The 23,735-nt window shown below is 73.2% G+C and carries 19 protein-coding genes and 2 pseudogenes; 12 read left to right on the forward strand and 9 right to left on the reverse strand.

Annotated features, from left to right (window positions below; all coding sequences use genetic code 11):
* Positions 1–2: 2 nt before the first annotated feature.
* The 3 genes from purB to ABII15_RS05355 all read left to right on the forward strand — a co-directional run bounded on the left by purB (position 3) and on the right by ABII15_RS05355 (position 4,755).
* Positions 3–1,442 (forward strand): adenylosuccinate lyase, encoded by a 1,440-nt coding sequence (gene purB, locus ABII15_RS05345; protein WP_353941113.1) that lies wholly within the window; start codon positions 3–5, stop codon positions 1,440–1,442.
* 194 nt (positions 1,443–1,636) lie between these two features.
* Positions 1,637–3,304 carry an MFS transporter gene (locus ABII15_RS05350; RefSeq protein WP_353941114.1) on the forward strand — a complete coding sequence of 556 codons (1,668 nt, stop codon included), beginning with the start codon at positions 1,637–1,639 and terminating at the stop codon, positions 3,302–3,304.
* Positions 3,301–4,755: an amidase gene (locus ABII15_RS05355; protein WP_353941115.1), complete on the forward strand. Its 1,455-nt coding sequence runs from the start codon at positions 3,301–3,303 to the stop codon at positions 4,753–4,755. The genes ABII15_RS05350 and ABII15_RS05355 overlap by 4 nt, the downstream gene beginning before the upstream one ends.
* A gap of 25 nt (positions 4,756–4,780) precedes the next feature.
* Here ABII15_RS05355 and ABII15_RS05360 read toward each other — a convergent pair whose 3' ends face one another.
* The 4 genes and pseudogenes from ABII15_RS05360 to ABII15_RS05375 all read right to left on the reverse strand — a co-directional run bounded on the left by ABII15_RS05360 (position 4,781) and on the right by ABII15_RS05375 (position 7,816).
* Entirely contained in the window at positions 4,781–5,593 is an 813-nt protein-coding gene (locus ABII15_RS05360) for an SAM-dependent methyltransferase (RefSeq protein ID WP_353941116.1), read from the reverse strand.
* 161 nt (positions 5,594–5,754) lie between these two features.
* On the reverse strand, positions 5,755–5,940 hold the full coding sequence (locus tag ABII15_RS05365; protein WP_353941117.1) for a hypothetical protein: 186 nt from the start codon (positions 5,938–5,940) through the stop codon (positions 5,755–5,757).
* A gap of 253 nt (positions 5,941–6,193) precedes the next feature.
* Positions 6,194–6,937 (reverse strand): ABC transporter permease, encoded by a 744-nt coding sequence (locus tag ABII15_RS05370; RefSeq protein WP_353941118.1) that lies wholly within the window; start codon positions 6,935–6,937, stop codon positions 6,194–6,196.
* 2 nt (positions 6,938–6,939) lie between these two features.
* Positions 6,940–7,816: pseudogene (locus ABII15_RS05375) on the reverse strand (ATP-binding cassette domain-containing protein).
* Between the two features lie 108 nt (positions 7,817–7,924).
* Here ABII15_RS05375 and ABII15_RS05380 point away from each other — a divergent pair.
* The 3 genes from ABII15_RS05380 (at position 7,925) to ABII15_RS05390 (ending at position 11,096) form a co-directional block, all read left to right on the forward strand.
* A complete protein-coding gene (locus ABII15_RS05380) occupies positions 7,925–9,142 on the forward strand; it encodes a histidine kinase (RefSeq protein WP_353941119.1) in 1,218 nt (405 codons plus the stop codon).
* A gap of 14 nt (positions 9,143–9,156) precedes the next feature.
* Positions 9,157–9,807, forward strand: coding sequence for a response regulator transcription factor (locus ABII15_RS05385; protein ID WP_353941120.1), 651 nt, complete (start codon positions 9,157–9,159; stop codon positions 9,805–9,807).
* Positions 9,808–9,938: 131 nt separating this feature from the next.
* A complete protein-coding gene (locus ABII15_RS05390) occupies positions 9,939–11,096 on the forward strand; it encodes an ROK family transcriptional regulator (protein WP_353941121.1) in 1,158 nt (385 codons plus the stop codon).
* Between the two features lie 204 nt (positions 11,097–11,300).
* Here the strand turns inward: ABII15_RS05390 and ABII15_RS05395 are convergent, their stop codons facing one another.
* Both ABII15_RS05395 and ABII15_RS05400 read right to left on the reverse strand, forming a co-directional pair.
* On the reverse strand, positions 11,301–12,062 hold the full coding sequence (locus ABII15_RS05395; RefSeq protein ID WP_353941122.1) for a GntR family transcriptional regulator: 762 nt from the start codon (positions 12,060–12,062) through the stop codon (positions 11,301–11,303).
* Positions 12,063–12,327: 265 nt separating this feature from the next.
* The gene (locus ABII15_RS05400; protein WP_353941123.1) at positions 12,328–13,221 is read right to left on the reverse strand and encodes an RNA polymerase sigma-70 factor; all 894 of its coding nucleotides are present in this window, start codon (positions 13,219–13,221) and stop codon (positions 12,328–12,330) included.
* Positions 13,222–13,393: 172 nt separating this feature from the next.
* Between ABII15_RS05400 and ABII15_RS05405 the strand changes: the two genes are divergently transcribed.
* A complete protein-coding gene (locus tag ABII15_RS05405) occupies positions 13,394–14,224 on the forward strand; it encodes an alpha/beta fold hydrolase (RefSeq protein ID WP_353941124.1) in 831 nt (276 codons plus the stop codon).
* Positions 14,225–14,293: 69 nt separating this feature from the next.
* Here the strand turns inward: ABII15_RS05405 and ABII15_RS05410 are convergent.
* Positions 14,294–15,181: pseudogene (locus ABII15_RS05410) on the reverse strand (EamA family transporter); the annotation flags it as partial.
* A 113-nt stretch (positions 15,182–15,294) separates the two neighbouring features.
* Here ABII15_RS05410 and ABII15_RS05415 point away from each other — a divergent pair.
* The 3 genes from ABII15_RS05415 to ABII15_RS05425 all read left to right on the forward strand — a co-directional run bounded on the left by ABII15_RS05415 (position 15,295) and on the right by ABII15_RS05425 (position 20,052).
* Complete coding sequence (locus tag ABII15_RS05415; protein WP_353941125.1) at positions 15,295–16,767, forward strand: PLP-dependent aminotransferase family protein; 1,473 nt, start codon at positions 15,295–15,297, stop codon at positions 16,765–16,767.
* A 185-nt stretch (positions 16,768–16,952) separates the two neighbouring features.
* Entirely contained in the window at positions 16,953–18,536 is a 1,584-nt protein-coding gene (locus ABII15_RS05420; RefSeq protein WP_353941126.1) for an alkaline phosphatase D family protein, read from the forward strand.
* A 121-nt stretch (positions 18,537–18,657) separates the two neighbouring features.
* The gene (locus ABII15_RS05425; RefSeq protein ID WP_353941127.1) at positions 18,658–20,052 is read left to right on the forward strand and encodes a GNAT family N-acetyltransferase; all 1,395 of its coding nucleotides are present in this window, start codon (positions 18,658–18,660) and stop codon (positions 20,050–20,052) included.
* Between the two features lie 10 nt (positions 20,053–20,062).
* On the opposite strand, the gene ABII15_RS05430 is transcribed toward ABII15_RS05425, so the two are convergent.
* Positions 20,063–20,215: a hypothetical protein gene (locus tag ABII15_RS05430; RefSeq protein WP_353941128.1), complete on the reverse strand. Its 153-nt coding sequence runs from the start codon at positions 20,213–20,215 to the stop codon at positions 20,063–20,065.
* Entirely contained in the window at positions 20,212–21,465 is a 1,254-nt protein-coding gene (locus ABII15_RS05435; protein ID WP_353941129.1) for a PLP-dependent transferase, read from the reverse strand. Before ABII15_RS05435 ends, ABII15_RS05430 begins: the two co-directional genes overlap by 4 nt.
* A 60-nt stretch (positions 21,466–21,525) precedes the next feature.
* On the opposite strand from ABII15_RS05435, the gene ABII15_RS05440 reads away from it, so the two are divergent.
* On the forward strand, positions 21,526–22,044 hold the full coding sequence (locus tag ABII15_RS05440) for an Lrp/AsnC family transcriptional regulator (protein ID WP_353941130.1): 519 nt from the start codon (positions 21,526–21,528) through the stop codon (positions 22,042–22,044).
* A gap of 19 nt (positions 22,045–22,063) precedes the next feature.
* Positions 22,064–23,731, forward strand: coding sequence for a DUF885 domain-containing protein (locus tag ABII15_RS05445; protein ID WP_353941131.1), 1,668 nt, complete (start codon positions 22,064–22,066; stop codon positions 23,729–23,731).
* The last annotated feature ends 4 nt before the right edge of the window (positions 23,732–23,735 follow it).

The following is a 23,735-nucleotide window of genomic DNA, read 5'->3' on the forward strand; positions in this document are numbered from 1 at the left end:
ACGTGACTGCGCCTGCAAAGCCCCGTATCCCGAACGTTCTCGCCGGACGCTATGCCTCCGTCGACCTCGCCACCCTCTGGTCCCCCGAGGAGAAGGTGAAGCTGGAGCGCAAGCTCTGGCTCGCCGTGCTCAAGGCCCAGAAGGATCTCGGGATCGAGGTGCCGGATGCCGCGATCGCCGACTACGAGCGGGTGCTCGACCAGGTCGACCTGGGTTCGATCGCCGAGCGCGAGAAGGTCACGCGGCACGACGTGAAGGCCCGCATCGAGGAGTTCAACGCGCTCGCCGGGCACGAGCAGGTCCACAAGGGCATGACGTCCCGCGACCTGACGGAGAACGTCGAGCAGTTGCAGATCCGGCTCTCGCTGGAGCTGGTCCGGGACCGTTCCGTCGCCGTCCTGGCGCGGCTCGGCAAGCTGGCCGGCGAGTACGGCGAGCTGGTCATGGCGGGCCGCTCGCACAATGTCGCCGCGCAGGCCACCACCCTCGGCAAGCGCTTCGCGACCGCCGCCGACGAGCTGCTCGTCGCGTACGGCCGGGTCGAGGAACTGCTGAACCGCTACCCGCTGCGCGGCATCAAGGGCCCGGTCGGCACCGCGCAGGACATGCTCGACCTGCTCGGCGGCGACGCCGCGAAGCTGGCCGACCTGGAGGACCGGATCGCCGGTCACCTCGGCTTCTCTCAGGCGTTCACGTCGGTCGGCCAGGTCTACCCGCGCTCGCTCGACTACGAGGTCGTGACCTCGCTGGTGCAGCTCGCCGCGGCGCCCTCCTCGCTGGCCAAGACGATCCGGCTGATGGCCGGGCACGAGCTGGTCACCGAGGGCTTCAAGCCGGGCCAGGTCGGCTCGTCCGCGATGCCGCACAAGATGAACACCCGCTCCTGCGAGCGCGTCAACGGCCTCATGGTGATCCTGCGCGGCTACGCGTCGATGACCGGCGAGCTGGCGGGCGACCAGTGGAACGAGGGCGATGTCTCGTGCTCGGTCGTGCGTCGTGTGGCGCTGCCGGACGCGTTCTTCGCGCTCGACGGTCTGCTGGAGACGTTCCTGACGGTCCTCGACGAGTTCGGCGCGTTCCCGGCCGTCGTCGCCCGTGAGCTGGACCGCTACCTGCCGTTCCTCGCCACGACCAAGGTCCTCATGGCGTCGGTGCGCGCGGGCGTCGGCCGCGAGGAGGCCCACGAGGCCATCAAGGAGAACGCGGTGGCCTCGGCCCTGGCCATGCGCGAGCAGGGCGCCGAGCGCAACGAGCTGCTCGACAAGCTCGCCGCCGACACCCGGATCCCGTTGGACCGTGCTCAGCTCGACGCGCTGATGGCGGACAAGCTGTCGTTCACGGGCGCCGCCGCCGGTCAGGTCGGCCAGGTCGTCGGTTGGATCGAGGAGATCGTGAAGCAGCACCCGGACGCCGCCGGGTACACGCCGGGAGCCATTCTCTGACGCGGCCCCGCCGCAGCCGCTGAGGCCGCCCGTGACGTCCGGCACCGGACGTCACGGGCGGCTTTCGCATGTGCGCGGTCTCCGGGCGATCAACAAATATCGTTCCGACCCCTTCTACGTACCGACTAGTCGGTACTAGCCTCGCGGCGGCGAGCACGCGCTCCGGCGTGCGGCCGACCAGCACAGGAGGCCAGGTGACGACCTCGTTCACGCTTCGGGGGCCGGGCGGACGACGCCTCGACCGCTACCCCGAACGCGGCGCCCGATACTGGTACTTGGGGATCGTCGTGCTCGTCACGATCGTCCTGTACTACCAGTTGTACGTGCAGTACGCGGTGTCGACCGCGATCATCGCCGAGTACCACATGACGTTCCTGTACTTCGTCTACATCTCGGTGGCCGCGAACGCGGTCGGTGCGTTCGCCTCCCTGGTGGCCGGGTTCGCCGACCGCTGGGGCCGCGCGAACATCGTGGTCTACGGCCTGCTCGTGGTCGGGCTGCTGACCACGTTCGCGCTGCCCCAGGCGCCCGGGAAGACGAGCTATCTGCTGCTCTACTGCGCCGTCGCCCTGGTGGAGGGCATGATCCTCGTGGCCACCCCCGCCCTGATCCGCGACTTCTCCCCGCAGCTGGGACGGGCCTCGGCGATGGGCTACTGGACGATGGGGCCGATCATCGGCTCCCTGGTGGTCACGGCCGTCACCTCGCGCACGTACGGGGACGGGACGAGCTGGCAGGACGAGATCCGCTTCGCCGGCGTCAGCGGCCTCGTCCTCTTCGTGATCGCCCTGTTCGGGCTGCGCGAGCTGGCGCCGGCCCTGCGCGACCAGATCATGGTGAGCCTGCGCGACCGCGCGCTGATCGAGGCGCGCGCCAGGGGTATCGACACCGCCGCAGCGCTGCACGGGCAGTGGCGGCAGATGATGCGCCTCGACGTCATCGGTTCCGCCGTCGCCATCAGCCTCTACCTGCTTCTCTACTACGCGGCCGTGGGCAATTTCGTCCTCTACTTCTCCACGGCGTTCGGCTACTCGGCGCAGCGCGCGAACGCCCTGCTCAACTGGTACTGGGGCGCCAACGCAATCTCCCTGGTCATCGCCGGGCTGCTCTCGGACCGGCTGCGGGTGCGCAAGCCGTTCATGCTGGCGGGCGCGCTCGGCTCGATCGGGTTCACCCTCGCCTTCACCCTGCACGCCACTCAACCGCACACCGGCTACTACACGTTCGCGTTCATCGTCGCCGGGATCGGCGTGACGAGTGGCGTCGCCTACTCGCCGTGGATGGCGAGTTTCACCGAGACCGTGGAGCGGCACAATCCGGCGGCCACGGCCACGGGCCTCGCGATCTGGGGCTGGATCGTGCGCATCACGGTGGCGCTCTCCGCGGCCTGTGTCCCGCTCGTCGTGAACACGGTGACCCCGCTGATCGAGCACGGCGCCGAGGTGAAGACGGCCTCGGCACAGGCGGCTCCGGCGCTGGCCGTCACCGAGGCCCACCCGAAGCTGTTCGCGGAACTCGACCGGTACGGGCCGGGCAAGGTGCCTCCGGAACTGCTCGCCCGCGCGCGGAAGGAGGTCGGTGCCGCCGGGCTGCGGACCGTCCAGAAGGCGGCACCGCAGTTGAAGATCCTGCGCGAGCACGGCGCCGAGGTGCAGCAGGCCGGTGCGGACACCCCCGGCGCGTGGCAGACCTGGTGGTGGGTGTGCCTGGGCGGACAGGTGCTGTTCCTGCCGTTCGTCTTCGTCATGACCGGCCGTTGGCGCCCGCGCGACGCGAAGCGCGACCTGGAGGAGCACGAGGAGTCGGTGGCCCGCCAGGTCGCCGGGATACGGCACGACGCCGAGGAGGGAAGCACCGTATGAGCACCCCCACTGCCCCGCACGCGCTCACCGCGCTGGAGCAGGCCGCGGCCGTGCGCGCCGGAGACCTTGCTCCCGAGGAGCTGGTCCGCCACCATCTCGCCCGTGCCGAGGCCTTCGACGAGTCGTTCGGTGCCTTCGTGACCCGTACCCCCGAGGCGGCGCTGTCCGCGGCGGCCGCCCTGCGGGAGCGGTCGGACGCGGAGCGGGCCTCGCCCCTGTCCGGCGTGCCGACGGCGGTGAAGGACCTCACCGACACCGCCGGAGTGGCGACCACGTACGGCTCGAAGGCGTTCGTCGCGCACGTGCCGACGGCCGACGCGCACAGCGTCAGCAGGCTGCGTGCGGCCGGAACGATCAGCATCGGCAAGACCAACACCCCCGAGTTCGGCTGCTGTTGCTACACCGACAACGACGTCAAGGGCCCGGCCCGCAACCCCTGGGATCCGGCGCTGTCGGCGGGCGGATCCAGTGGCGGGTCCGCCGTCGCCGTGGCGCTCGGTCTGGTGCCGGTCGCGCACGCGAGCGACGGCGGCGGTTCGATCCGGATCCCGGCCAGTGCGTGCGGCCTGTTCGGCATCAAGCCGTCGCGGGGGCGGGTGAGTTCGGGGCCCGCGGGCGCCGAGGTCACCGGTCTGGCGGTACAGGGACCCCTGGCGCGCTCGGTGCGGGACGCGGCGGCGCTGCTCGACGCGCTGGCCGGGCCCGAACCGGGTGATCCGCACTGGGCGCCGCCGCTGCCCGAGGGCGAGACGTTCCTCGGCCACGCCGACCGCTCGCCGGGCCGGCTGCGCATCGGGCGGTACGCGTCGCCCGCGGCGGAGGGCGTCACGGTCGACCCGGAGTGCGTGGCCGCGTGGGAGCACGCCTCCGCGCTGCTGGAGAGCCTCGGGCACGACGTCGAGGACATCCCCACGCCCTTCGGCCCCGAGATCGGCGATCACTTCGTGTCGGCCTGGGGCGTGCAGTCGCTCGGGTACGCGGTCGAGCCGGACCGCGAGGCGCTGCTGCGGCCGGTCACCCGGGCCTGGCGGGAGTACGGGCGGACGGTGTCGGGCGAGCGGTTCGCCGCCGCGGTCACCGGGATGCAGCGCGCCTCGCGTCGGGCGGTCCGGGCGACGGCCGCCTACGACGTCGTCCTCACTCCGACGCTGGCGACCGTGCCGCGGCCGGTCGAGTACTTCGACGAGTCGGGCGATCCGCTGGTCAATCTGCACCGGCAGAGCGCGTTCAGCGCGTTCACGAGTCCGTACAACATGACGGGCCAGCCGGCGGTGAACGTGCCGCTGTACTGGACCGCCGGGGACGTCCCGATCGGGGTGCAGCTGGTCGGGCGGCCCGCGGACGAGGCCACTCTGATCGCGCTGAGTGCCCAGCTGGAGGAGGCGCTGCCCTGGCGGGACCGGTACGCGCGGCTGCTGTCGGCGTCGGCTCCGGCGGCGCTCGCGGGGTGAGCACGGGCGCCGCCGGGGGGGCGCGCTACGGCTTGCGCGCCACCACCCCGAACTGGGCGACCAGCGGGCCCTCCTCGGTGCCCTCGGTGCGCCAGCGCGCGCAGGAGACGAGGCCCGGCTCGATCAGCTCGAGACCGTCGAGGAACGCGCTCACCTCGGCGCCGGTGCGGGCGGTGATCGGCGGCGTCGCGTTCTCGTTCCAGAACTTCATCGCCGCCTCGTTGCCCTCCCCGCCCAGCTCCAGCGTGGGGTGGGTGAGGACGAGGTAGCTGCCGGAGGGGACGGCGGCGACGAGGTCGCGCACGATGGCGGTGGCCTTCTCGGTGTCGAGGACGAAGTTCAGGATGCCGAGCAGCATGATCGCCACGGGCCTGTCGAGGTCGAGGGTCCGCGACGCGGCCTCGATGATCGCCTTCGGGTCGTGCGCGTCGGCGTCGACGTAGCTGGTGGCGCCCTGCGCGGAGCTGGTGAGCAGGGCGCGGGCGTGGGTGAGCACGATCGGGTCGTTGTCGACGTAGACCACGCGGGCGTCGGGGGCGATGCGCTGGGCGACCTCGTGGGTGTTCTCCACGGTCGGCAGGCCCGTGCCGACGTCGAGGTACTGCCGGATGCCCGCCTCACCGGCGAGGAACGTGACGGCGCGGCCGAGGAAGGCGCGGTCGGCGCGGGCAACCTCGCCGATGCTCGGGTACATGGACGTGACCATGTCGCCGACCTGCTCGTCCACCTCGTAGTGGTCCTTGCCGCCCAGCCAGTAGTTCCACACACGGGCGTTGTGCGCGATGTGGGCGGAGATCCGCTGCTCGATCCCCTGCTGCTGCGCGCTGTCGTCGCTCATGTGGTCTCCGTTCCCGCGGTCCTGCCGGGGTGCCGCGTGCGGTGGTGATGAAGGGTGCCGCTGGTGATCAAGATGCCATGGTGGCACGGGAGTTCTCCACGCGCGTCCCCGGTCCGTCGCCAACTTCCGGTCCCGCCCCTCCCAGGGCTCCCGGTGCGGCCCTAGGGCGGTGCCACATCGGTGACGACGACCACGAGCTGGTAGGGCTGGTCGTCTCCCTGGTGGGCCACGGCGAGGGCGACCCAGCGCTCGCCGACGCACCACGCGTGCAGTTCCTGGGCGCAGGCGCTGAGCCAGCCCCACGGCTCGGCCACCACCGCGCCCTGCTCCAGGGCGCGGGCGTGCACGCTCCCCAGCCCTGCGCGAGCAGCGCGGACAGGTCGTCGCGGTCCGCCTCCGCCCGGTCCTCGGCCTCCTCGCGCTCCCCGTGCCGCCGGGTCAGCTCCGCCACCGCGTATCCGGGTCCGCCGAAGCCCGCGACGGATCTGCCGTGGTCGTCCGGGAAGGGTGCCGCCCACAGCTGGTCGATGATCGCGCACTGCTCCGCGAGGGTCACCGTTCCAGTAAAGCGCCCGCCACCGACAACGGACCGGTCGCGCGTCAGGCGTCCCTGCGGCGCACGCTCCACCAGCCGGCGAGGACGGCGGCGGCGGCCCACAGCGCGGTCACCGCGAGCCCGGTCCCGGGGCCGAGGGAGCCCACGGGGTCCTGGCGCAGGACCTGTTGACCGGCCCGGTCGGGCAGGTAGTCGGCGGCCGAGCCCGCCACGTCGCCGATCACGAACGACACGATCAGCAGGAACGGTACGAGGATGCTGAGCACCGCGACGGCGCTGCGCAGCACGGCGGTCAGGCCCGCCGCGAACAGCGCCATGAGCGCGAGATACACACCGCCACCGAGGCACGCCCGCACCGCGCCCGGGTCGCCGAGGCTCAGCGCGTCGTCGCCCATGAAGGCCTGTCCGGCGACGAACGCCGTGAAGGTGGTGGCCGTGCCGACGGCGAACACGCAGCCGCCGACGACCGCGGTCTTCGCCGCGTAGAACAGGTCGCGGCGCGGGACGGCGGCGAGGGAGACGCGCAGGGCGCCGTTCAGGAACTCGCAGGAGACGGCGATGGCACCGAAGGCGAGGGCGGCGATCTGACCGAAGTTGAGGGCGTAGAAGGAACCGAGGAGGAGGTCGTCACCGCTTTCGACCTCGGAGCGGCCGACGGTCGCGAAGACCAGGACCGTCACGCCCACGGTGGCGGCGAACACGGCGATCAGCGAGCCGAGGCTGCCGCGCAGCGACCTGATCTTGATCCACTCGGAGTGCGCCGTACGCATCGCGGCGGTGGCGGGCATGGTCAGGCCTCCTGGAGGGGTGTGGTGGCGAACTCTGCGTCGCCCGCGGTCAGGGTGAGATAGGCCTGCTCCAACGAGGCCTGTTCGTCGGTGAGTTCGAGGACGGGGATGCCGTCGGCGGCGGCCAGGGCACCGATCTCCGCGGCGCGGGCTCCGTCGACCGTGCAGCGGCCGTCGTCGGCGAGCGTGACGGTGTGGCCCGCACGCGTGAGCACGGCGCGCAGCCGTGCCGGATCCGAGCTGCGCACCCGGGCCCTGCGGGCGCTGTGGGCGGCGATGAAGTCGGGCATCGGCACATCGGCGAGCAGCCGGCCGCGACCCAGGACGACGAGGTGGTCGGCGAAGGTGGCGGTCTCGTTCATGAGGTGGCTGGAGACCAGCACCGTGCGTCCCTCGCGCGCGAGGTCACGCAGCAACTCCCGGATCCAGACGATGCCTTCGGGGTCGAGCCCGTTGGACGGTTCATCCAGGAGCACCACTTCGGGGTCGCCGAGCAGCGCCGCCGCGATGCCGAGCCGCTGCCGCATGCCGAGCGAGAAGGTCTTCACGCGGCGCTTCGCCACCGCGCCGATGCCCGCCTGTTCGAGCACCTCGTCGACGCGGCGCGCGGGCAGGCCGTTGGCGGCGGCGAGCGTCGAGCAGCGCGCCCACGCGGCGCAGCGGCGCGTCGTACGCCGCGTACGGACGGCCGCCGATGAGCACCGTCCCCGAGGTGGGGCGGGCGAGGCCGAGGGCGAGCCGCAGGGTGGTGGACTTCCCGGCGCCGTTCGGGCCGAGGAATCCGGTGACGCGGCCCGGTTCGACGCGGAAGGTCAACCGGTCGACCGCGCGGGTCGTGCCGTACTCCTTGGTGAGATCCTGGACGTCGATGCTGGTCATGACGCCAGCCTGGTGGACAGGCCGGGGTCCGGTCCTCCCCCGCCGGTGGGGCGCTTCTCCCCCGCTCGGGGGAGCCGTGCGGAGCGGCCCGGCTGACACGATGACCGCATGAGCCGCTTCCCGGGACCCCTGATACGCGCGGTCACGTACACCCGCTGGCTCCATCTGCTGTGCGCGGCGGTGCTGGCGTTCGTGTGCGGAGCGGTCTTTCCCGGCCTCTCGTCGCCGACCCCGCGCGACTGGCTGCTCGTCTACGTGGTTCCCGTGCCGTTCCTCCTGGCGCTCGCCGTGGTTCCGGCGGCCCGGCGCGCGGAGGGGCTGCAGGCGCGGCTGATGCTGTTTCCCGGCGGGCACGCGCGCGTGAAGGGCGACGGGGCGGAGAGCGGGGTGTCGGTCACACCGTCGGCCTCCTGGCGGGACCGTGCGCGGACCGCCGTGTGGCTGCTGCTGCGGCTGTTCCTGGGCCTGTCCGTGGCCCTCGTCACCGGGCAGCTGATGGCGTTGTCGCTGGAGTTGACCGGGGCCGCCGCGGGACACCGGACCGGCAGTCTCTCGGTGCTGCCCGCGCCGGACGCGGGCATGGCGTGCGCGCTGCTCGTCCCGGTCCCCCTGCTCGCGCTGGTGTACCTGGTGGCGGGCGTCGGATGGGTGCTCGCGCGGGCGGCGCTCGTGCTGCTCGGCCCGTCGGCCGCGGAACGGCTCGCCGCCCTGGAGGAGCGCACCGAGCAGCTCCTGGAGCGCAATCGCATCGCGCGTGAACTGCACGACTCCATCGGGCACGCCCTGACCGTGGCGGTGGTGCAGGCCGGTGCGGCGCGGGCGGCGGGCGACCCGGCGTTCACGGAGCGGGCGCTGGACGCCATCGAGGAGACCGGCCGGGCCGCCCTGGAGGATCTGGAACGGGTCCTGCTGGTGCTGCGCGAGGCGGAGCGGCCGGCCGGCCGCCGCCCGACGCTCCAGGAGGCGGACCGGCTGCTCGACTCTGCACGAGCCTCGGGAGCCACGGTGGAGGTGTCGGTGGACGGGCCGCTGGAGACGGTGCCGGGGCCGGTGTCCCGCGAGGGCTACCGCATCCTTCAGGAGGCGCTCACGAACGTCCTGCGGCACTGCGGAACCGTCCCGGTCACCGTGGTCCTCCACGTCGCGGACCGGCGCCTCGTCCTGGAGGTCCGCAATCCGCTGCCCGCGGACCGTGCCTCCGGGACCGGCGGTACGGGGAGCGGGCTGCGCGGGGTACGGGAGCGGGCGGCGCTGCTCGGCGGGCGGGCCCGCACCGGCCCCCTCGGCGACGAGTGGCAGGTGCACGTCGAACTGCCCGTGGCGTGATCTACGCTGACGCCGTGCCGCTCACAGTCCTCCTCGTCGACGACGAACCCCTGGTCCGCGCGGGTCTGCGCGCCGTGCTCGAGGCGCAGGCCGACATCACGGTCGTCGGTGAGGCGACGGACGGCGCGGCCGTGGTGCCCCTGGTGCGCGAGTTGCGGCCGGACGTGGTCGCCATGGACGTCAGGATGCCGCTGCTCGACGGGATCGAGGCCACTCGCGCGGTGCTGCGCGCGGTGCCGGACCCGCCGAAGATCCTCGTCATCACGACCTTCGAGAACGACGAGTACGTGTACGGGGCGCTGCGCGCGGGCGCCGACGGGTTTCTGCTGAAACGGGCGCGGCCCGCCGAGATCGTGCACGCCGTGCGGCTCGTCGCGGGCGGCGACTCCCTCCTCTTCCCGGCCGCCGTGCGCCGGCTGGCCGCCGAGTACGGCAACCCGTCGGCGCGGGCCGCCATGGCGCGCGCGGCGCTGACCGAGCGGGAGTCGGCGGTGCTGCGGCTGATGGCGCGCGGTCTGTCGAACGCGGAGATCGCCACGGATCTCGTCGTCGGCACCGAGACGGTCAAGTCGCACGTGAGCGCCGTGCTGGCCAAGCTCGGGGCGCGCGATCGGACCCAGGCGGTGATCGCCGCGTACGAATCCGGTTTCGTCGCGCCGGGCTGACGCCCGGTCCGTCCGTTTCGCCCGCCGCCCGGCTGAGCACCGGCCGCCACAGAAGTGCACCCGGCTCTCGCCGCTGCCCGTCTCGGCGAGTAGCATCCGGCGAACACGCGCACTAGCTGGGAGGACTGACGTTGGGGCGGCTGACCGGCGGGGATCCTTCTCTGCTCAGGCGGATCAACTCCGCGGTGGTGCTGCACGCGCTGCGGGCCACGGATTTCGCGACGCTCACCGAGATCACCCGTGTGACGGGGCTGTCACGGCCGACCGTCGAGGGCGTGGTCGAAGGGCTCATCGAGGCCGGGCTCGTCGTGGAGACGACGGTCGAGGAGCCGGGAGCGCGGCGCCAGGGACGGCCCGCGCGGAAGTTCCGCTTCCGGGCGGAGGCGGGGCATCTGCTCGGTCTGGAGATCGGTCCGCACCGGGTCGCCGCGGTGCTGTCCGCGCTCGACGGCAGGATCATCGGCACGGCCGCCAAGGACGTCGACGAGGCCGCTTCCGCGGAGGAGCGCATCGAGCGGCTGCGCGGGGCCGTCGCCGATCTGCTGCGGCGGGCCGGGGTGGCCCGCGGGTCGCTGCGGGCGGTCGGAGTGGGCAGTCCCGGGATCGTGGAGGCCGACGGCACCGTCCGCCTCGGTACGGCGCTGCCCGGGTGGACGGGGCTGCCGCTGGGCGAGCGGCTGCGCCGCTCCTTCAAGTGCCCGGTCATCGTGGAGAACGACGCCAACACGGCGGCCGTGGCCGAGCACTGGAAGGGCGCCGGGGTCGACTCGGACGACATGGTGTTCGTCATGGCCGGGCTCAGCCCGGGCGCCGGTTCGCTGATCGGCGGGCGGTTGCACCGGGGGTACGGGGGTGCCGCCGGGGAGATCGGGGCGCTGCACCTGCTGGGGCGCGGGGTGCGGCCGGAGACGCTGCTGTCGACCACCGACGAGCCGTTGCACCCGTTGGACGAGCAGGCCGTGGCGAAGGTGTTCGCGCTGGCCCGGGAGGGCGACGCGCAGGCCGGCGCCGCCATGGAGCGGTTCATTCAGCGGCTGGTGCACGATGTCGCCGCGCTGGTGCTCGCGCTCGATCCGGAGCTGGTGGTGGTCGGAGGGTGGGCCGCCGGGCTCGACGGGGTGCTCGATCCGTTGCGGCGGGAGTTGGAGCGGTACTGTCTGCGGCCGCCTCGGGTGGCGCTGTCGTTGTTGGGTGAGGCGGCTGTGGCGACCGGAGCGCTGCGCTTGGCGCTGGACCATGTCGAGGAGCAGCTGTTCGCTACTGAGGGGACTGTTACGGCGCGGCGGTGACGGGTGCCGGGGCGCTTCTGTGGCGGGTGGGCCCGGGCGGTGGCTGGGCGCGCCGTTCCCCGCGGCCCCGATGGGGCGCCAAATCGCCGTACGTCTTGAGGGGTCCTCGCGAGTGCGCGCCCGGCCGTGGCTGGGCGCGCAAGTCCCCGCGCCCCTGACGGGGCGCCATGGCCCCGCCCCTCGCAGGGCGGGGGTGGGGGGTTGTCAGGACGCCTGGGTGTGTGGGGCGTGGTGGATTTCCACGTCCGGGGTGTCGCCGAACGTCAGGCGGCAGGTGTCCGCCCGGTAGGTGGCCATGGAGACGGCCGCCGTGGTGCCCTCGCTGAAGTAGCGGGTCGTCACCACCAGGACCGGGGCGCCGGGGAGGCGGTCCAGCTCCTTGGCGTCGTCGGCGCGGGCCGAGCCCAGCTCGACCGCGCGGTCCTGGCCGTCGAGGCCGAGGCGCTGGAGCTCCCGCAGGACGGCACGCGCGCGTGCGGCGCCGGACGGGGCGTCTATGGCCGTGAGGTCGGGCACCGACGCCGCGGGAACGTAGAGCAGCTCGGCGGCGACGGGCTGGCCGTGCGAGACGCGCGTGCGGCGCAGTACGTGCACGCTCTCGTCCGGGGCGGTCTCCAGCATGTCGGCGACGGCGGCCGGGGCCGCGTCGCGGACGCAGTCGACGGCCTGCCAGGCGTCGCCGCTCGCGCCCGGCCAGTCGTGGCCGGTGGCGGAGACGTCCACCCCGACGCGCGGCGGTGCGACGGTCGTGCCGACACCGCGGCGGCGCTGCAGCCGGCCCTCCAGCTCGAGCTGCTCCAGCGCCTGGCGGAGCGTGGCCCGGGCGACGCCGAAGCGAGCCGCGAGATCACGCTCGTTCGGCAGGATCTCCCCCACGGCGAACTCCGAGTCGAGCGCCTCGCTGAGCACGGTCTTGAGGTGCCAGTACTTCGGCTCCGGTGCCGCTTCCAACTGCGTGGTCCCCACCCTGTCCTCCGCAACAGCCGTACTCCGGCGGCTTTTTAGCGCCCTTGTTTATTAAAGGTTCCTGCACTATCTCTGCGAGCGTAGGGCCGCCCTCGGACTTGGTCAAGACCAATCATCGATCGGTCACAGCACACACAGGGGTGGTGCCGCAGAGCATTCATGGAGCGCCGCACGGTGTTCACACCGCGTTCGTGAGGCATGGATGAACGTTGCATGAGAAGTCGCACCAAAAGAGGCCGGAAAGCGGCCCGGCGCGACGCTCCGGCTAGGCGAGGGCCTGCAGTTTGTCCGGGTTCCGCACGATGTAGATGTGCTGGATCCTGCCTTCGGAGACGCCCAGTTGGAAGAACGCCTCGGGCTTGCCGTCGACAAGGGCGACCAGCGCGGTCGCGCCGTTGGCCTCGGCGATGCGGAACTCGAAGCCGGGGCCGGAGTCCTTGGCCGCGATGCCGCGCAGGAACCGTCCCACCTTGTCGGCGGACTCGATGACGCGCAGCGGCGCCTTGGCCTTTCCGCCGCTGTCGCCCACGAGACGGACGTCGGGGGCGAGCAGGGCCAGCAGTCCGTCGAGGTCGCCCCCGGCCGCCGCGGCGAGGAATCGCTCGGTGAGGTCGCGCTGCCGGGCCGGGTCGACGTCGAACCTGGGGCGCCGCTCCTCGACGTGTCTGCGCGCGCGGGCGGCGAGTTGGCGCACCGCGCTCTCCCCGCGCTCCAGCACGGCGGCGATCTCCGCGAAGGGCAGTCCGAACGCCTCGCGCAGCACGAACACCGCGCGCTCCAGCGGCGAGAGCGACTCCAGGACGACCAGTACGGCGAACGAGACGGAGTCGGCGAGCACGGCCTGCTCGGCGGTGTCGGGCACGGTCGGCCCGAAGTCGGTGACCAGCGGTTCGGGCAGCCAGGGGCCCACGTAGGACTCCCGGCGCGCCTGCGCCTCGCGGAGCCGGTCGACGGCGAGGCGGGTGGCGATGCGCACCAAGTAGCCGCGTGGTTCGCGGACCTCGCCCCGGTCGGCGCGCGACCAGCGCAGCCAGGTGTCCTGCACGACGTCCTCGGCGTCGGCGACGCGGCCCAGCATGCGGTAGGCCACGCCCATGAGGACGGGACGGTGCTCCTCGAAGGCGCGAAGAGAGTCGTCGGTCGGCGTTTCGGCGGCCACGCCCCCATCCCATCCGACGGACCGCGTCCTGTCCAGGCGGAACCGGTACGTCCGCCCCACGAGGACGTCACCCTGCCCCCGCCCCTTGAACTGGACGCTACTGGGCGGTAATTGTTGCTGACAAGGAGTCTAAAGAACCGTCGCGGCGTGACGGGGACAGGGAGCGAACGACATGGCGGAACAGGCCTCCTTCACCATCGACAGTCCCGGCGGACCGCGCGAGGTGACGCTGACCTACGAGCGTGCGGGCGCCGGGGAACCGCTGCTCCTGCTGCACGGGATCGGCCACCACTGGCAGGCGTGGCAGCCGGTGCTGCCGATCCTGGCCGCCGAGCGCGATGTCATCGCCGTGGACCTGCCGGGCTTCGGCTCGTCCCCGGCGCTGCCGGAGGGGCTGGCCTACGGCCTGTCGAGCGTGGTGCCCGTCCTCGACGCCTTCTGCCGCCACCTGGGCATCGGACGCCCGCACGTGGCGGGCAACTCGCTGGGCGGCCTGCTCGCCCTGGAGCTGGGCCGGGAGAAGCTCGTCCGGTCCGTCACGGCGCTGTCCCCGGCCGGGTTCTGGACGCAGGCGGAGCGCCGGTACGCGTTCGGCACCCTGCTGGCGATGCGGCAGGGCGCGCGGGCGCTGCCGCTGCCCTTGATCGAGCGGCTGTCCCGCTCGGCGGTCGGGCGGACCGCGCTGACCAGCACCATCTACGCGCACCCCGGCCGCCGTTCACCCGAGGCCGTGGTCGCCGAGACGCTGGCGCTGCGCAACGCGACCGGGTTCCGCCAGACCCTCGACGCGGGGCGCGACGTGCAGTTCCGCGACGACATCCCCGAGGTCCCCGTGACCGTGGCGTGGGGCACCCGCGACCGGCTGCTCGTGCGCCGTCAGGGGGTCCGCGCCAAGCAGATCCTGCCGGGGGCGCGGCTGGTCAGGCTCCCGGGCTGCGGCCACGTCCCGATGCACGACGACCCCGCGCTGGTCGCGCGCGTGGTCCTCGACACCAGTCGCTGACCGGTCGGCGGCCGGGGCTCCCGCCGTCGGCCGGCGTCCGCCCCACACACCCGAGCCCAGGGCGACGCCGGCGCCCACCAGCGCGCTGCCGACGCCCTGGGCCACGCCGTAGGTTCCCGAGCCGACCAGGGGTGCCGTGAACGCGGCGGCGACCGGGATAAGGCCGGAGAACAGCGTGGCGCGTTCGGCGCCGATCCGCTGCATGCCCATGTACCAGCACACGAAGCCGATCACCGTGACGACCGCCGCCTGCCACACCAGGGCGGCGGTCTCCGCGCCGTCCGGGACGCGCAGCCAGGACGTGCCGTCCACGGCCAGGCCCACCGCCGCCGACTCCAGGGCCGCGACGGCGCACACGGTGCACGACAGCAGCCGTGGGCCGAGCGGCGCGAGCACCGGCCCCGCGAGCACCGCGAACCCCACTTCGCCGGCGAGGGCGCAGACGGAGAAGGCGATCCCGAAGACGTCCGTGCGGCCCCACCCCTGAACCGTGAACGCTCCGACGGCGACGAGCGACGCGCCGTACAGGACGGCCCGTCGGGGTCGCCGCCCGGACAGCAGCGGCACCAGGACGGCGACCACGACGGGCGCGCATCCCACGAAGACGCCGGGGACGGCGGGCTCCGCGGAGCGTTCCGCGGCGAGCACCGCGAGGTTGAAGGCGACCATGCCGACGGCCGCGAGGAGTGCGAGCCGCCCCCACCCTCGGCCGCCGAGGGCGCGCAGCGGGGCGAGCCGGAGGCCGGGCAGGAGCAGCAGGCAGGCGGCGCCGTAGCGCAGGAACTGGCCGCCCGCGTACGGGTAGGAGCCCAGGACGCTGTTGGCGGTGAAGGAGCCGCCGACCAGGACGCAGGCGAGGGCGGCGAGCAGGGAACCCCGAAGGGACGGAGCGTTCATGCCGTCGACGCTAGGAGCGGGAATGGTCCCGCAGGAGAGCCAATCGACCGGATGCTTCATGGACCAATTCCGGATCGGCGGACCCGCCGTCCGCAGGCCGTCGGGGGCCGCGTCGGGGTCCGGTCAGCGGTCGGTCAGCGATCGGTAAGCGGCCCGCACTAGGGTCCGGCGTCATGACGAACGAGACCCATGCACCGTCCGCAGCCTGGGAGTTGCTGCTCCCCGCAGTCGCCGTGCCGGTCCGGGCGCGCGGCCGCTCCCTGCAGTCCGCGCTCCGGGAGGCGGTGCGGTCGGGGCGCCTCGCGCCGGGGACACGGATGCCGTCGAGCCGGGACCTGGCCCGGGATCTCGGAGTGTCGCGGGGCCTGATCACCGAGGCCTACGAGCAGTTGGCGGCCGAGGGGTACCTGCGCAGCGGCCGGGGTGCCGGGACCTGGGTCGGCGACGCGGTGCGGGCCGCGCCGCCGGGGGCCCACGACCTGGCGCCGCGGCCGGCCGCCGGGGTGCGGGCCGACTTCGTGGCGGGCAGCCCGGACCTGTCGCTGTTCCCGCGCGCCGCCTGGGCCGCGGCGCAGCGCGAGGTGCTGGCCGGGCTGTCGCACCAGGGGCTCGGCTATCCGGACCCGCGCGGGCTGCCCCGGCTGCGCACGGCCCTCGCCGAGCTGCTGGCCCGGCGCCGGGGCGTGGTGGTCGACCCCGAGCGCGTCATCGTGTGCTCCGGGGTGACGCAGGCGGTGACGCTGCTCGGCTTCGTGCTCCAGGGGCGCGGGCAGCGGCGCATCGGTGTGGAGCGGCCCGGCAGTTCGCAGTACGAGGACCTGTTCGCCGCGGCAGGATCCACGGCGGTGCGGATCGCCATGGACGCGGACGGGCTCGCCATGGACGCGCTGCGCGCCTCGGGAGTGCGCACGGTGGTCACGACGCCGTCGCACCACTTCCCGTCGGGGCTGGCCTACTCGGCGGCGCGCAGGACGCAACTCCTCGCCTGGGCGCGGGCGTCGGACGGTCTGCTCGTGGAGGACGACTACGACGGCGACTTCCGCTACGACCGCGCCCCGGTCGGAGCGCTCCAGGGCCTCGACCCCGCGCACGTCGCCTATGCGGGGTCGGTGAGCAAGTCGCTGGCCCCGGGGCTGCGGCTGGGCTGGACGGTCGTGCCCGACGCCCTGGCGGAGGAGGTCGTGGAGCGCAAGCGCTACATGGACCTCGGCAATCCCGCGCTCGACCAGGCGACGCTCGCCCGGTTCATCGAGCGGGGCGACTACGACCGGCAGTTGCGCCGCTGCCAGCGCGCCTACAGGGAGCGCAGGGACGCCCTCGTGACCGCCCTGGGGGCCCAGCTGCCGGGGACCGAGGTGACGGGCATCGCGGCCGGTCTGCACGCCATCGCCACCCTGCCGGTCGACTCCGCCCGCCAGGAGGATCTCCTCGACCGGTGCGCGGCGGCGGGCGTCCGCGTCCGCACGCTGAGCCACTACGGCGGCGATGCCGGCGAGGGGGTCTGCCTGGTGCTCGGCTATGCGCACCTCTCCCCCGCCCGCATCACCGAGGGGGTGCGTCTTCTGGCCTCCGCGGTACGGGAGTCGGACCGGCCACGGGCGCACGGCACGGGGCGGAGTGCGTCCGGGAGGGGGCCGTCCCCGTAACCGCCGAGGGGCTCGTCCTCCCGCGACCGGGGCTCGCGCGCCTGGTTCCCCGCCGGGAGGAGCAGTTGTTCACTTGGGGTTCGTGTGCGTGCCGTGGTGACCCAGTAGGTGTGGCTTCGCGGCGCCGCGCGCCCGTCCGCGCTCTTGGCACCGCACCGCCGTCGGAACCGTCACTGGAGGCGCCCATGTCGCACCGTCCGTCAGATCCGCTGCCCGGCCGCCGAGGAGTGCTGCGCGGCGCGCTCGCCGCGTCGGCGGGGCTCGCCCTGCCGGCGGTCGGCGGTGTCGCGGCGCCGGCGTTCGCCCTGTCGGGGCCGCCCGGAGCGGGCTGGGGTGTGCAGGCCGGAGACGTCACCGCGCACTCGGGCCTGATCTGGGTGCGCTCGGACCGGCCCGCGCGGATGATCGTGGAGACGTCGGCCACCGAGTCGTTCCGGCGGACGACGAGATGGCACGGCCCCCTGGTCGGGCCGGACACCGACTTCACCGGGACGACACGGCTGCGCGGTCTGCCGTCCGGCGAGCAGATCCACTACCGGGTGCTGCTCGCGGACCCGGACGATCCGCGGCGCACGGGCGAGCCGGTGACGGGCACCTTCCGCACCGCCGCGGCCGGGCGCCGTGGCGGGGTGCGGTTCCTGTGGTCGGGCGACATCGCGGGCCAGGGCTGGGGCATCAACCCGGACCGGGGCGGCAACCGCGTCTACGAGGACATGCGCGCCCTGGACCCCGACTTCTTCCTGTGCAGCGGCGACAACATCTACGCGGACAACCCGATCCTGCCCAGCGTGACGCTGCCCGACGGGCGGGTGTGGCGCAATGTGACCACCGAGGAGAAGTCGAAGGTCGCCCAGACCCTCGGGGACTTCCGCGGCGCGTTCCGCTACAACCTGCTCGACGAGCACGTGCGCCGTTTCAACGCCCAGGTCCCCACCATCACCCAGTGGGACGACCACGAGGTCCACAACAACTGGTACCCCGGGCAGATCCTGGACGACGACCGCTACACGGAGAAGAACGCGGACGTGCTGTCGGCGCGCTCGCTGCGGGCGTTCAGCGAGTACTTCCCCGTCTCGACGCTGCCACCGGGCGACAAGGACGGCCGGGTGTACCGGGTGCTGCGGCAGGGCCCGCTGCTCGACGTGTTCGTGCTCGACATGCGCACGTACCGGAACGCGAACTCGCCCGACCGGCAGCCCGACGACACGACCGGCATCCTCGGCGCCGAGCAGCTGGCCTGGCTGAAGCGGGAGCTGTCGCGTTCGCGCGCCACCTGGAAGGTGATCGCCTCCGACATGCCGCTGGGGCTCGTGGTGAGCGACGGCGCCACGAACTTCGAGGCGGTGGCCCAGGGCGATCCGGGCGCGCCGCTCGGCCGCGAGCTGCAGATCGCCGAGCTGCTGCGGCACATCAAGCACCGCCGGATCACCGGCACGCTGTGGCTGACGGCGGACGTCCACTACACGTCGGCGCAGCACTACGAGCCGTCGAACGCGGCGTTCCAGGACTTCGAGCCGTTCTGGGAGTTCGTGTCGGGTCCGCTGGCCGCGGGCGGCTTCCAGGCGACGAAGCTGGACGGGACGTTCGGGCCGCGGCAGGTGTTCGTCAAGGCACCCTCGCGGGCGAACACCTCGCCCATGGAGACCCCGCCCTACTTCGGCGAGGTCGAGATCGACGGCGGCAGCGGGGAGCTGACCGTGCGGCTGCGCCAGGAGGGCGGGGACGTCCTCTTCGCCCGGACGCTCCAGCCGGGACGGGTCGGACAGTGACCCGGCGACTACGACCACACCGGGGCCCACAAAACAGACATAAGCTCTCTTTACCCATCGGACACACATCGTTCGTGATCGCGCAACACCACTCCTTCACAGTGGATGCATGAGTCAAGACATGTCTGATGTGACGCGAGTGAAGCACGGCCGTCCCGTCCACCACTGGCGCCGGGATCTGGTGGAACTGGCGGCCCTGTTCACGGCGGTGGCCGTGGCCGACGCGGTGGCGAACATGATCGGGCACGGCCCCGACGGTCCCGTCCTCCTCGTGGTCTCGGCGGTGGCGCTGCTCGCCACCGCCGGGTTCCACGTGTGGTGGGCACGACGCCACGAACACGCGCCACCCACGGCGGATACCGGCGCCCGGCCGTCCGCCCCCACCGAGGACGGGGCGACGACGGCCGGGCGGCGGGAAGCGGACGCGCTCGACCCGCAGGGGACCACGCTGTGGCGGATGCGGACCACGGTGCGCGACGAGCCGGGTTCGCTCGCCGCGCTGTGCACGGTGCTGGCCCACCGGCGGGTGGACATCCTCAGCCTGCAGACGCACCCGCTGGCCGAGGGCACGGTCGACGAGTTCCTGCTGCGCGCCCCGAGGGAGACCGCCGCGGCCGATCTGACCCGGGTCGTCTCCCGGGCCGGCGGCACCGACACCTGGATCGAGCGCGCCGACACCCACGACCTGGTGGACGCCCCCACCCGGATCCTGGGCCTGGCCACCCGCACGGCGCAGGACGCCGCCGAACTTCCGCTGGCGCTGCGCCAGTTGCTCGGCCGGTGCACCATCAGGTCGCTGCCCGCGAGGACCACGGGCAGCGAGCCCGCCGAGGGCGGCTTCGACGCCACGGAGCTACGGCTGCGCACCCCGGAGGGCGGTCTGATCACGGTGGAGCGGCCCTATCTGCCGTTCACCCCGACCGAGTTCGCGCGCGCCCGCGCCCTCGTGGAGCTGGACAGCCGGCTCGGCCCGCGCATCCCGCGCGGCAAGGACGTGCTCACGCTGCCCGAGGGCAACGAGATCACGGTGCGCCGCGCCGATCTCTCCGACGTGCCGGCCGCCAAGGAGATGCACGAGCGGTGCTCGGCGCGGACGCTGAGCATGCGCTACCACGGCCCCGTCGGCGACGCCGACCGCTATCTGGGCCACCTGCTCAGTCCGCGCTTCGGCCGCACGCTCGCCGCGCAGACGGCCTCGGGCCGGATCGTCGCCCTCGGCCATCTGCTGTGGGACGGCGACGAGACGGAGCTGGCGCTCCTCGTCGAGGACGGCTGGCAGCGCCGCGGCGTCGGCGCCGAACTGCTCGGCCGGCTCGTCGCGATGGCCGTCGAGGCAGGCTGCGAGAGCGTGTACGCGGTGACGCAGGCGTCCAACACCGGCATGGTCGCGGCGATGCGCGGCCTCGGCCTTCCTCTCGACTACCAGATCGAAGAGGGCACCCTGGTGGTCACCGCGCGCCTGGACGCTACGCCGGTGGCGTCCCGGCTGCCGTACGAGACGGACGCCCAGGCGTAGGCCGCGGCCGCTACGCCTTCTCGGGGTCGGCGCCGGGTCGCTTCACGATCCGGTCGCCGGCCTCGACCGACTTCCACAGCCGACGGTCGACCCGCACCTTGGCGGTGTCGCCGTCGGCGAGGCGGATCTCGACGTAGTGGTACATGTTCGAGCCGTCGGTCATCCCGCGGGACTTGTCGACGACGACGCCGTCCCAGGATTCGTCCCGCCCTGATGTGCGTGATTTGAACATGCCGCGAGTGTACGAGGCGTCGCCTCCCCCAGCGCCCGGTCGAGATCGGCCCACAGGTCGTCCACGTCCTCCAGGCCGACCGAGAGCCGCAGCAGCCGGTCGCCGACCCCGGCGGCCCTGCGGTCGTCGGCGGCGACCACGCGGTGGCTGATGGACGCCGGATGCTGGATGAGCGAGTCGACGCTGCCGAGGCTGACGGCGGGCGTGATCAGTTCGACCCCGCCGGTCACCGCGTGCGGGTCCCCGGCCACCTCGAAGGCGACCATCGCGCCGCCGGTCCGCGGATAGTGGACGCGGCTGACGCGCGGATCCCCGGCCAGCCGCCGCGCCAGTTCCGCCGCGGTCGCCGACGCGGCGCGCACCCGTACGGGAAGGGTCGCCAGGCCGCGCAGCAGGAGATAGCCCGCGAGCGGGTGCAGCACACCGCCCGTCGCGAACCGCATCCTGCGCAACTGCCCCGCGAACTCCTCGTCGCAGGCCACGACGCCGCCCAGGACGTCGCCGTGCCCGCCCAGGAACTTCGTCGCGCTGTGCAGCACGAGCCGGGCCCCGCTCTCCGCGGGCCGTTGCAGCACGGGCGTCGCGAAGGTGTTGTCGACGAGCAGCGGCACGGTGCCGCAGCCGTGCGCGACGGCCCGCAGGTCGACCTCCGCGAGCGTGGGGTTGGCGGGCGACTCCACCAGCACCAGGCCGGTGTCGGGGCGGACGGCGTCGGCGATGCCGGCCGGGTCGACCCAGGTCACCTCGGTGCCGAGGACGCCCGTGTCGAGGAGGTGGTCGCTGCATCCGTACAGCGGGCGGACCGCGACGACATGGCCCAGGCCCGCTGAACGGCGTACCAGCAGCACGGCGGTCAGGGCGGCCATGCCGCTGGCGAAGGCGACCGCGGCCTCGGTGCCCTCCAGGCGGGCGAGCGCCGTCTCGAACCGGGCGACGGTCGGATTGCCGAGGCGGCCGTAGACCGGCGGGCCGTCGTCGAGGACGCCATCGGCGGCGAACGCGTCGATCCGGGCGGCCTCGGTCCGGCTGTCGGCGGACGGGTAGGTGGTCGACAGATCGATGGGCGGGGCGTGCAGCCCGAGCGCGGCGAGGTCGTCACGGCCGGCGTGCACGGCTTCGGTGGCGAGGGCCCGGGTGCGGGGGCGCGCCGCGTCCTCGTGGTGGTCCAAGGTGTCGTCCATGCGCCACAGCCTGAACGGATGACCGGCGAGCCGGTTCAACTCCCGTGCTACGTTCGGCGGATGACCGATTCCGTCGTACTCGATCCGGTGGACCTGGAGATCCTGCGGCTGCTGCAGAACGACGCCCGTACGACGTACCGGGATCTCGCCGCGCAGGTCGGTGTCGCGCCCTCGACCTGTCTGGACCGGGTGAACAGGCTGCGCCGCGGCGGCGTGATCCTCGGGCATGCGCTGCGGGTCGATCCGGCGCGGCTCGGCCGCGGTCTGCAGGCGCTGCTGTCGGTGCAGGTGCGTCCGCACCGGCGGGAGCTGGTCGGCCCGTTCGTGGAGCGGATCCGGGCCCTGCCCGAGGCGCGCACGGTCTTCCACGTCACCGGGCCCGACGACTATCTGGTGCAGGTCGCCGTCCGTGACATGGCGGACCTGCAACGGCTCGTGCTCGACGAGTTCACGTCACGGCGCGAGGTGGCGCGGGTGGAGACCCGGCTGATCTTCCAGCAGTGGGAGTGCGGCCCGCTGCTGCCGCCGCGCGACCCGCACGGTGCGCCGAGCGCGTATCAGGGTGACGAGAACCCCTGACCCGTACGAGGATGTCCGCATGTCAGACATCGCGCACACCCCCCGGCAGGTCGCGGACGCCTACGTCGACGACCTGATCGACCTGGACCCGGTCACCGGCACCTTCCTCGGCGTCCCCGAGGCCCACAGCAAGCTGCCCGATCTTTCGCCCGCGGGCCTGGACGCGGTCGCCGCGCTGGCCCGGCGGACCCTGGAGCGGCTCGACGCGGCGGAGCGGGAGCCCGCCGCCGACAGCGACGTCGAGCGGCGCTGCGCCCGGCTGCTGCGCGAGCGGCTGACCGCCGAACTCGCCGTGCACGACGCCGACGAGCACCTGCGCGCCGTCGCCAACCTGGGCTCGCCCGTGCACCACGTCCGGGAGGTCTTCACGATCACCCCGGCCGAGACGGACGAGGACTGGGCGGCGATCGCCGCGCGGCTGCGCGCGGTCCCGGCGGCGTTCGCCGGATACCGCGAGACGCTGGCGCTCGGCCTGGAGCGCAAGCTGCACGGCGGACCGCGCCCGACCGAGACGTTCATCGGTCAACTCGCCGAGTGGGCGGGCTGGTTCGGGGAGTTCACGGCCGCCGGTCCCGACGCGCTGCGCGACGAGTTGACGGCGGCGGCGGCCGCGGCGGACGCCGCGACCCTGGAGCTGCGCGACTGGATGCGGGACGTGTACCGGCCCGCCGTCGAGGGCGCCCCGAACGTCGTGGGCCGCGAGCGCTACGCCCGCTGGTCGCGCTACTACAACGGCACGGACCTCGATCTGGACGAGGCGTACGCGTACGGCTGGAGCGAGTTCCACCGGCTGCTGGCCGAGATGAAGCAGGAGGCGGAGAAGATCCTGCCCGGCGCCGCGACGCCGTGGGTGGCGCTCGCGCACCTCGACGAGCACGGGCGGCACATCGAGGGCGTCGAGGAGGTCCGGCAGTGGCTCCAGGACCTGATGGACGAGGCGATCGAGACGCTCGACGGGACCCACTTCGAACTCGCCGAGCGGGTACGGAAGGTGGAGTCGTGCATCGCGCCCGCCGGCAGCGCCGCGGCGCCGTACTACACGGAGCCGTCGGTCGACTTCTCCCGTCCCGGCCGCACCTGGCTGCCCACGATGGGCCAGACCCGCTTCCCCGTCTACGACCTGGTGTCGACCTGGTACCACGAGGGTGTTCCCGGCCACCATCTCCAGCTCGCGCAGTGGGCGCACGTCGCCGGTGACCTCTCGCGCTACCAGGCGACGGTCGGCATCGTCTCCGCCAACGCGGAGGGCTGGGCGCTGTACGCGGAGCGCCTGATGGACGAGCTGGGCCACCTCACCGACGCCGAGACGCGGATCGGGTACCTGGACGCGCAGATGATGCGGGCGTGCCGGGTCATCGTCGACATCGGCATGCACCTGGAGCTGGAGATCCCCGCGGACTCGCCGTTCCACCCCGGTGAGCGGTGGACGCCCGAGCTGGCCCAGGAGTTCTTCGGCGCGCACAGCAGCCGCCCCGCCGACTTCGTGGAGAGCGAGCTGACCCGCTATCTGTCGATCCCCGGCCAGGCGATCGGCTACAAGCTGGGCGAGCGCGCCTGGCTGCTGGGCCGGGCCAACGCGCGGGCCGCGCACGGTGACGCGTTCGACGCGAAGGCGTGGCACATGGCGGCGCTGTCGCAGGGGTCGCTGGGCCTCGACGACCTGGTGGACGAACTCTCCAAGCTGTAGGGGC

Origin of the sequence: Streptomyces sp. HUAS MG91 (assembly GCF_040529335.1) — a bacterium.
GTDB lineage: Bacteria > Actinomycetota > Actinomycetes > Streptomycetales > Streptomycetaceae > Streptomyces > Streptomyces tabacisoli.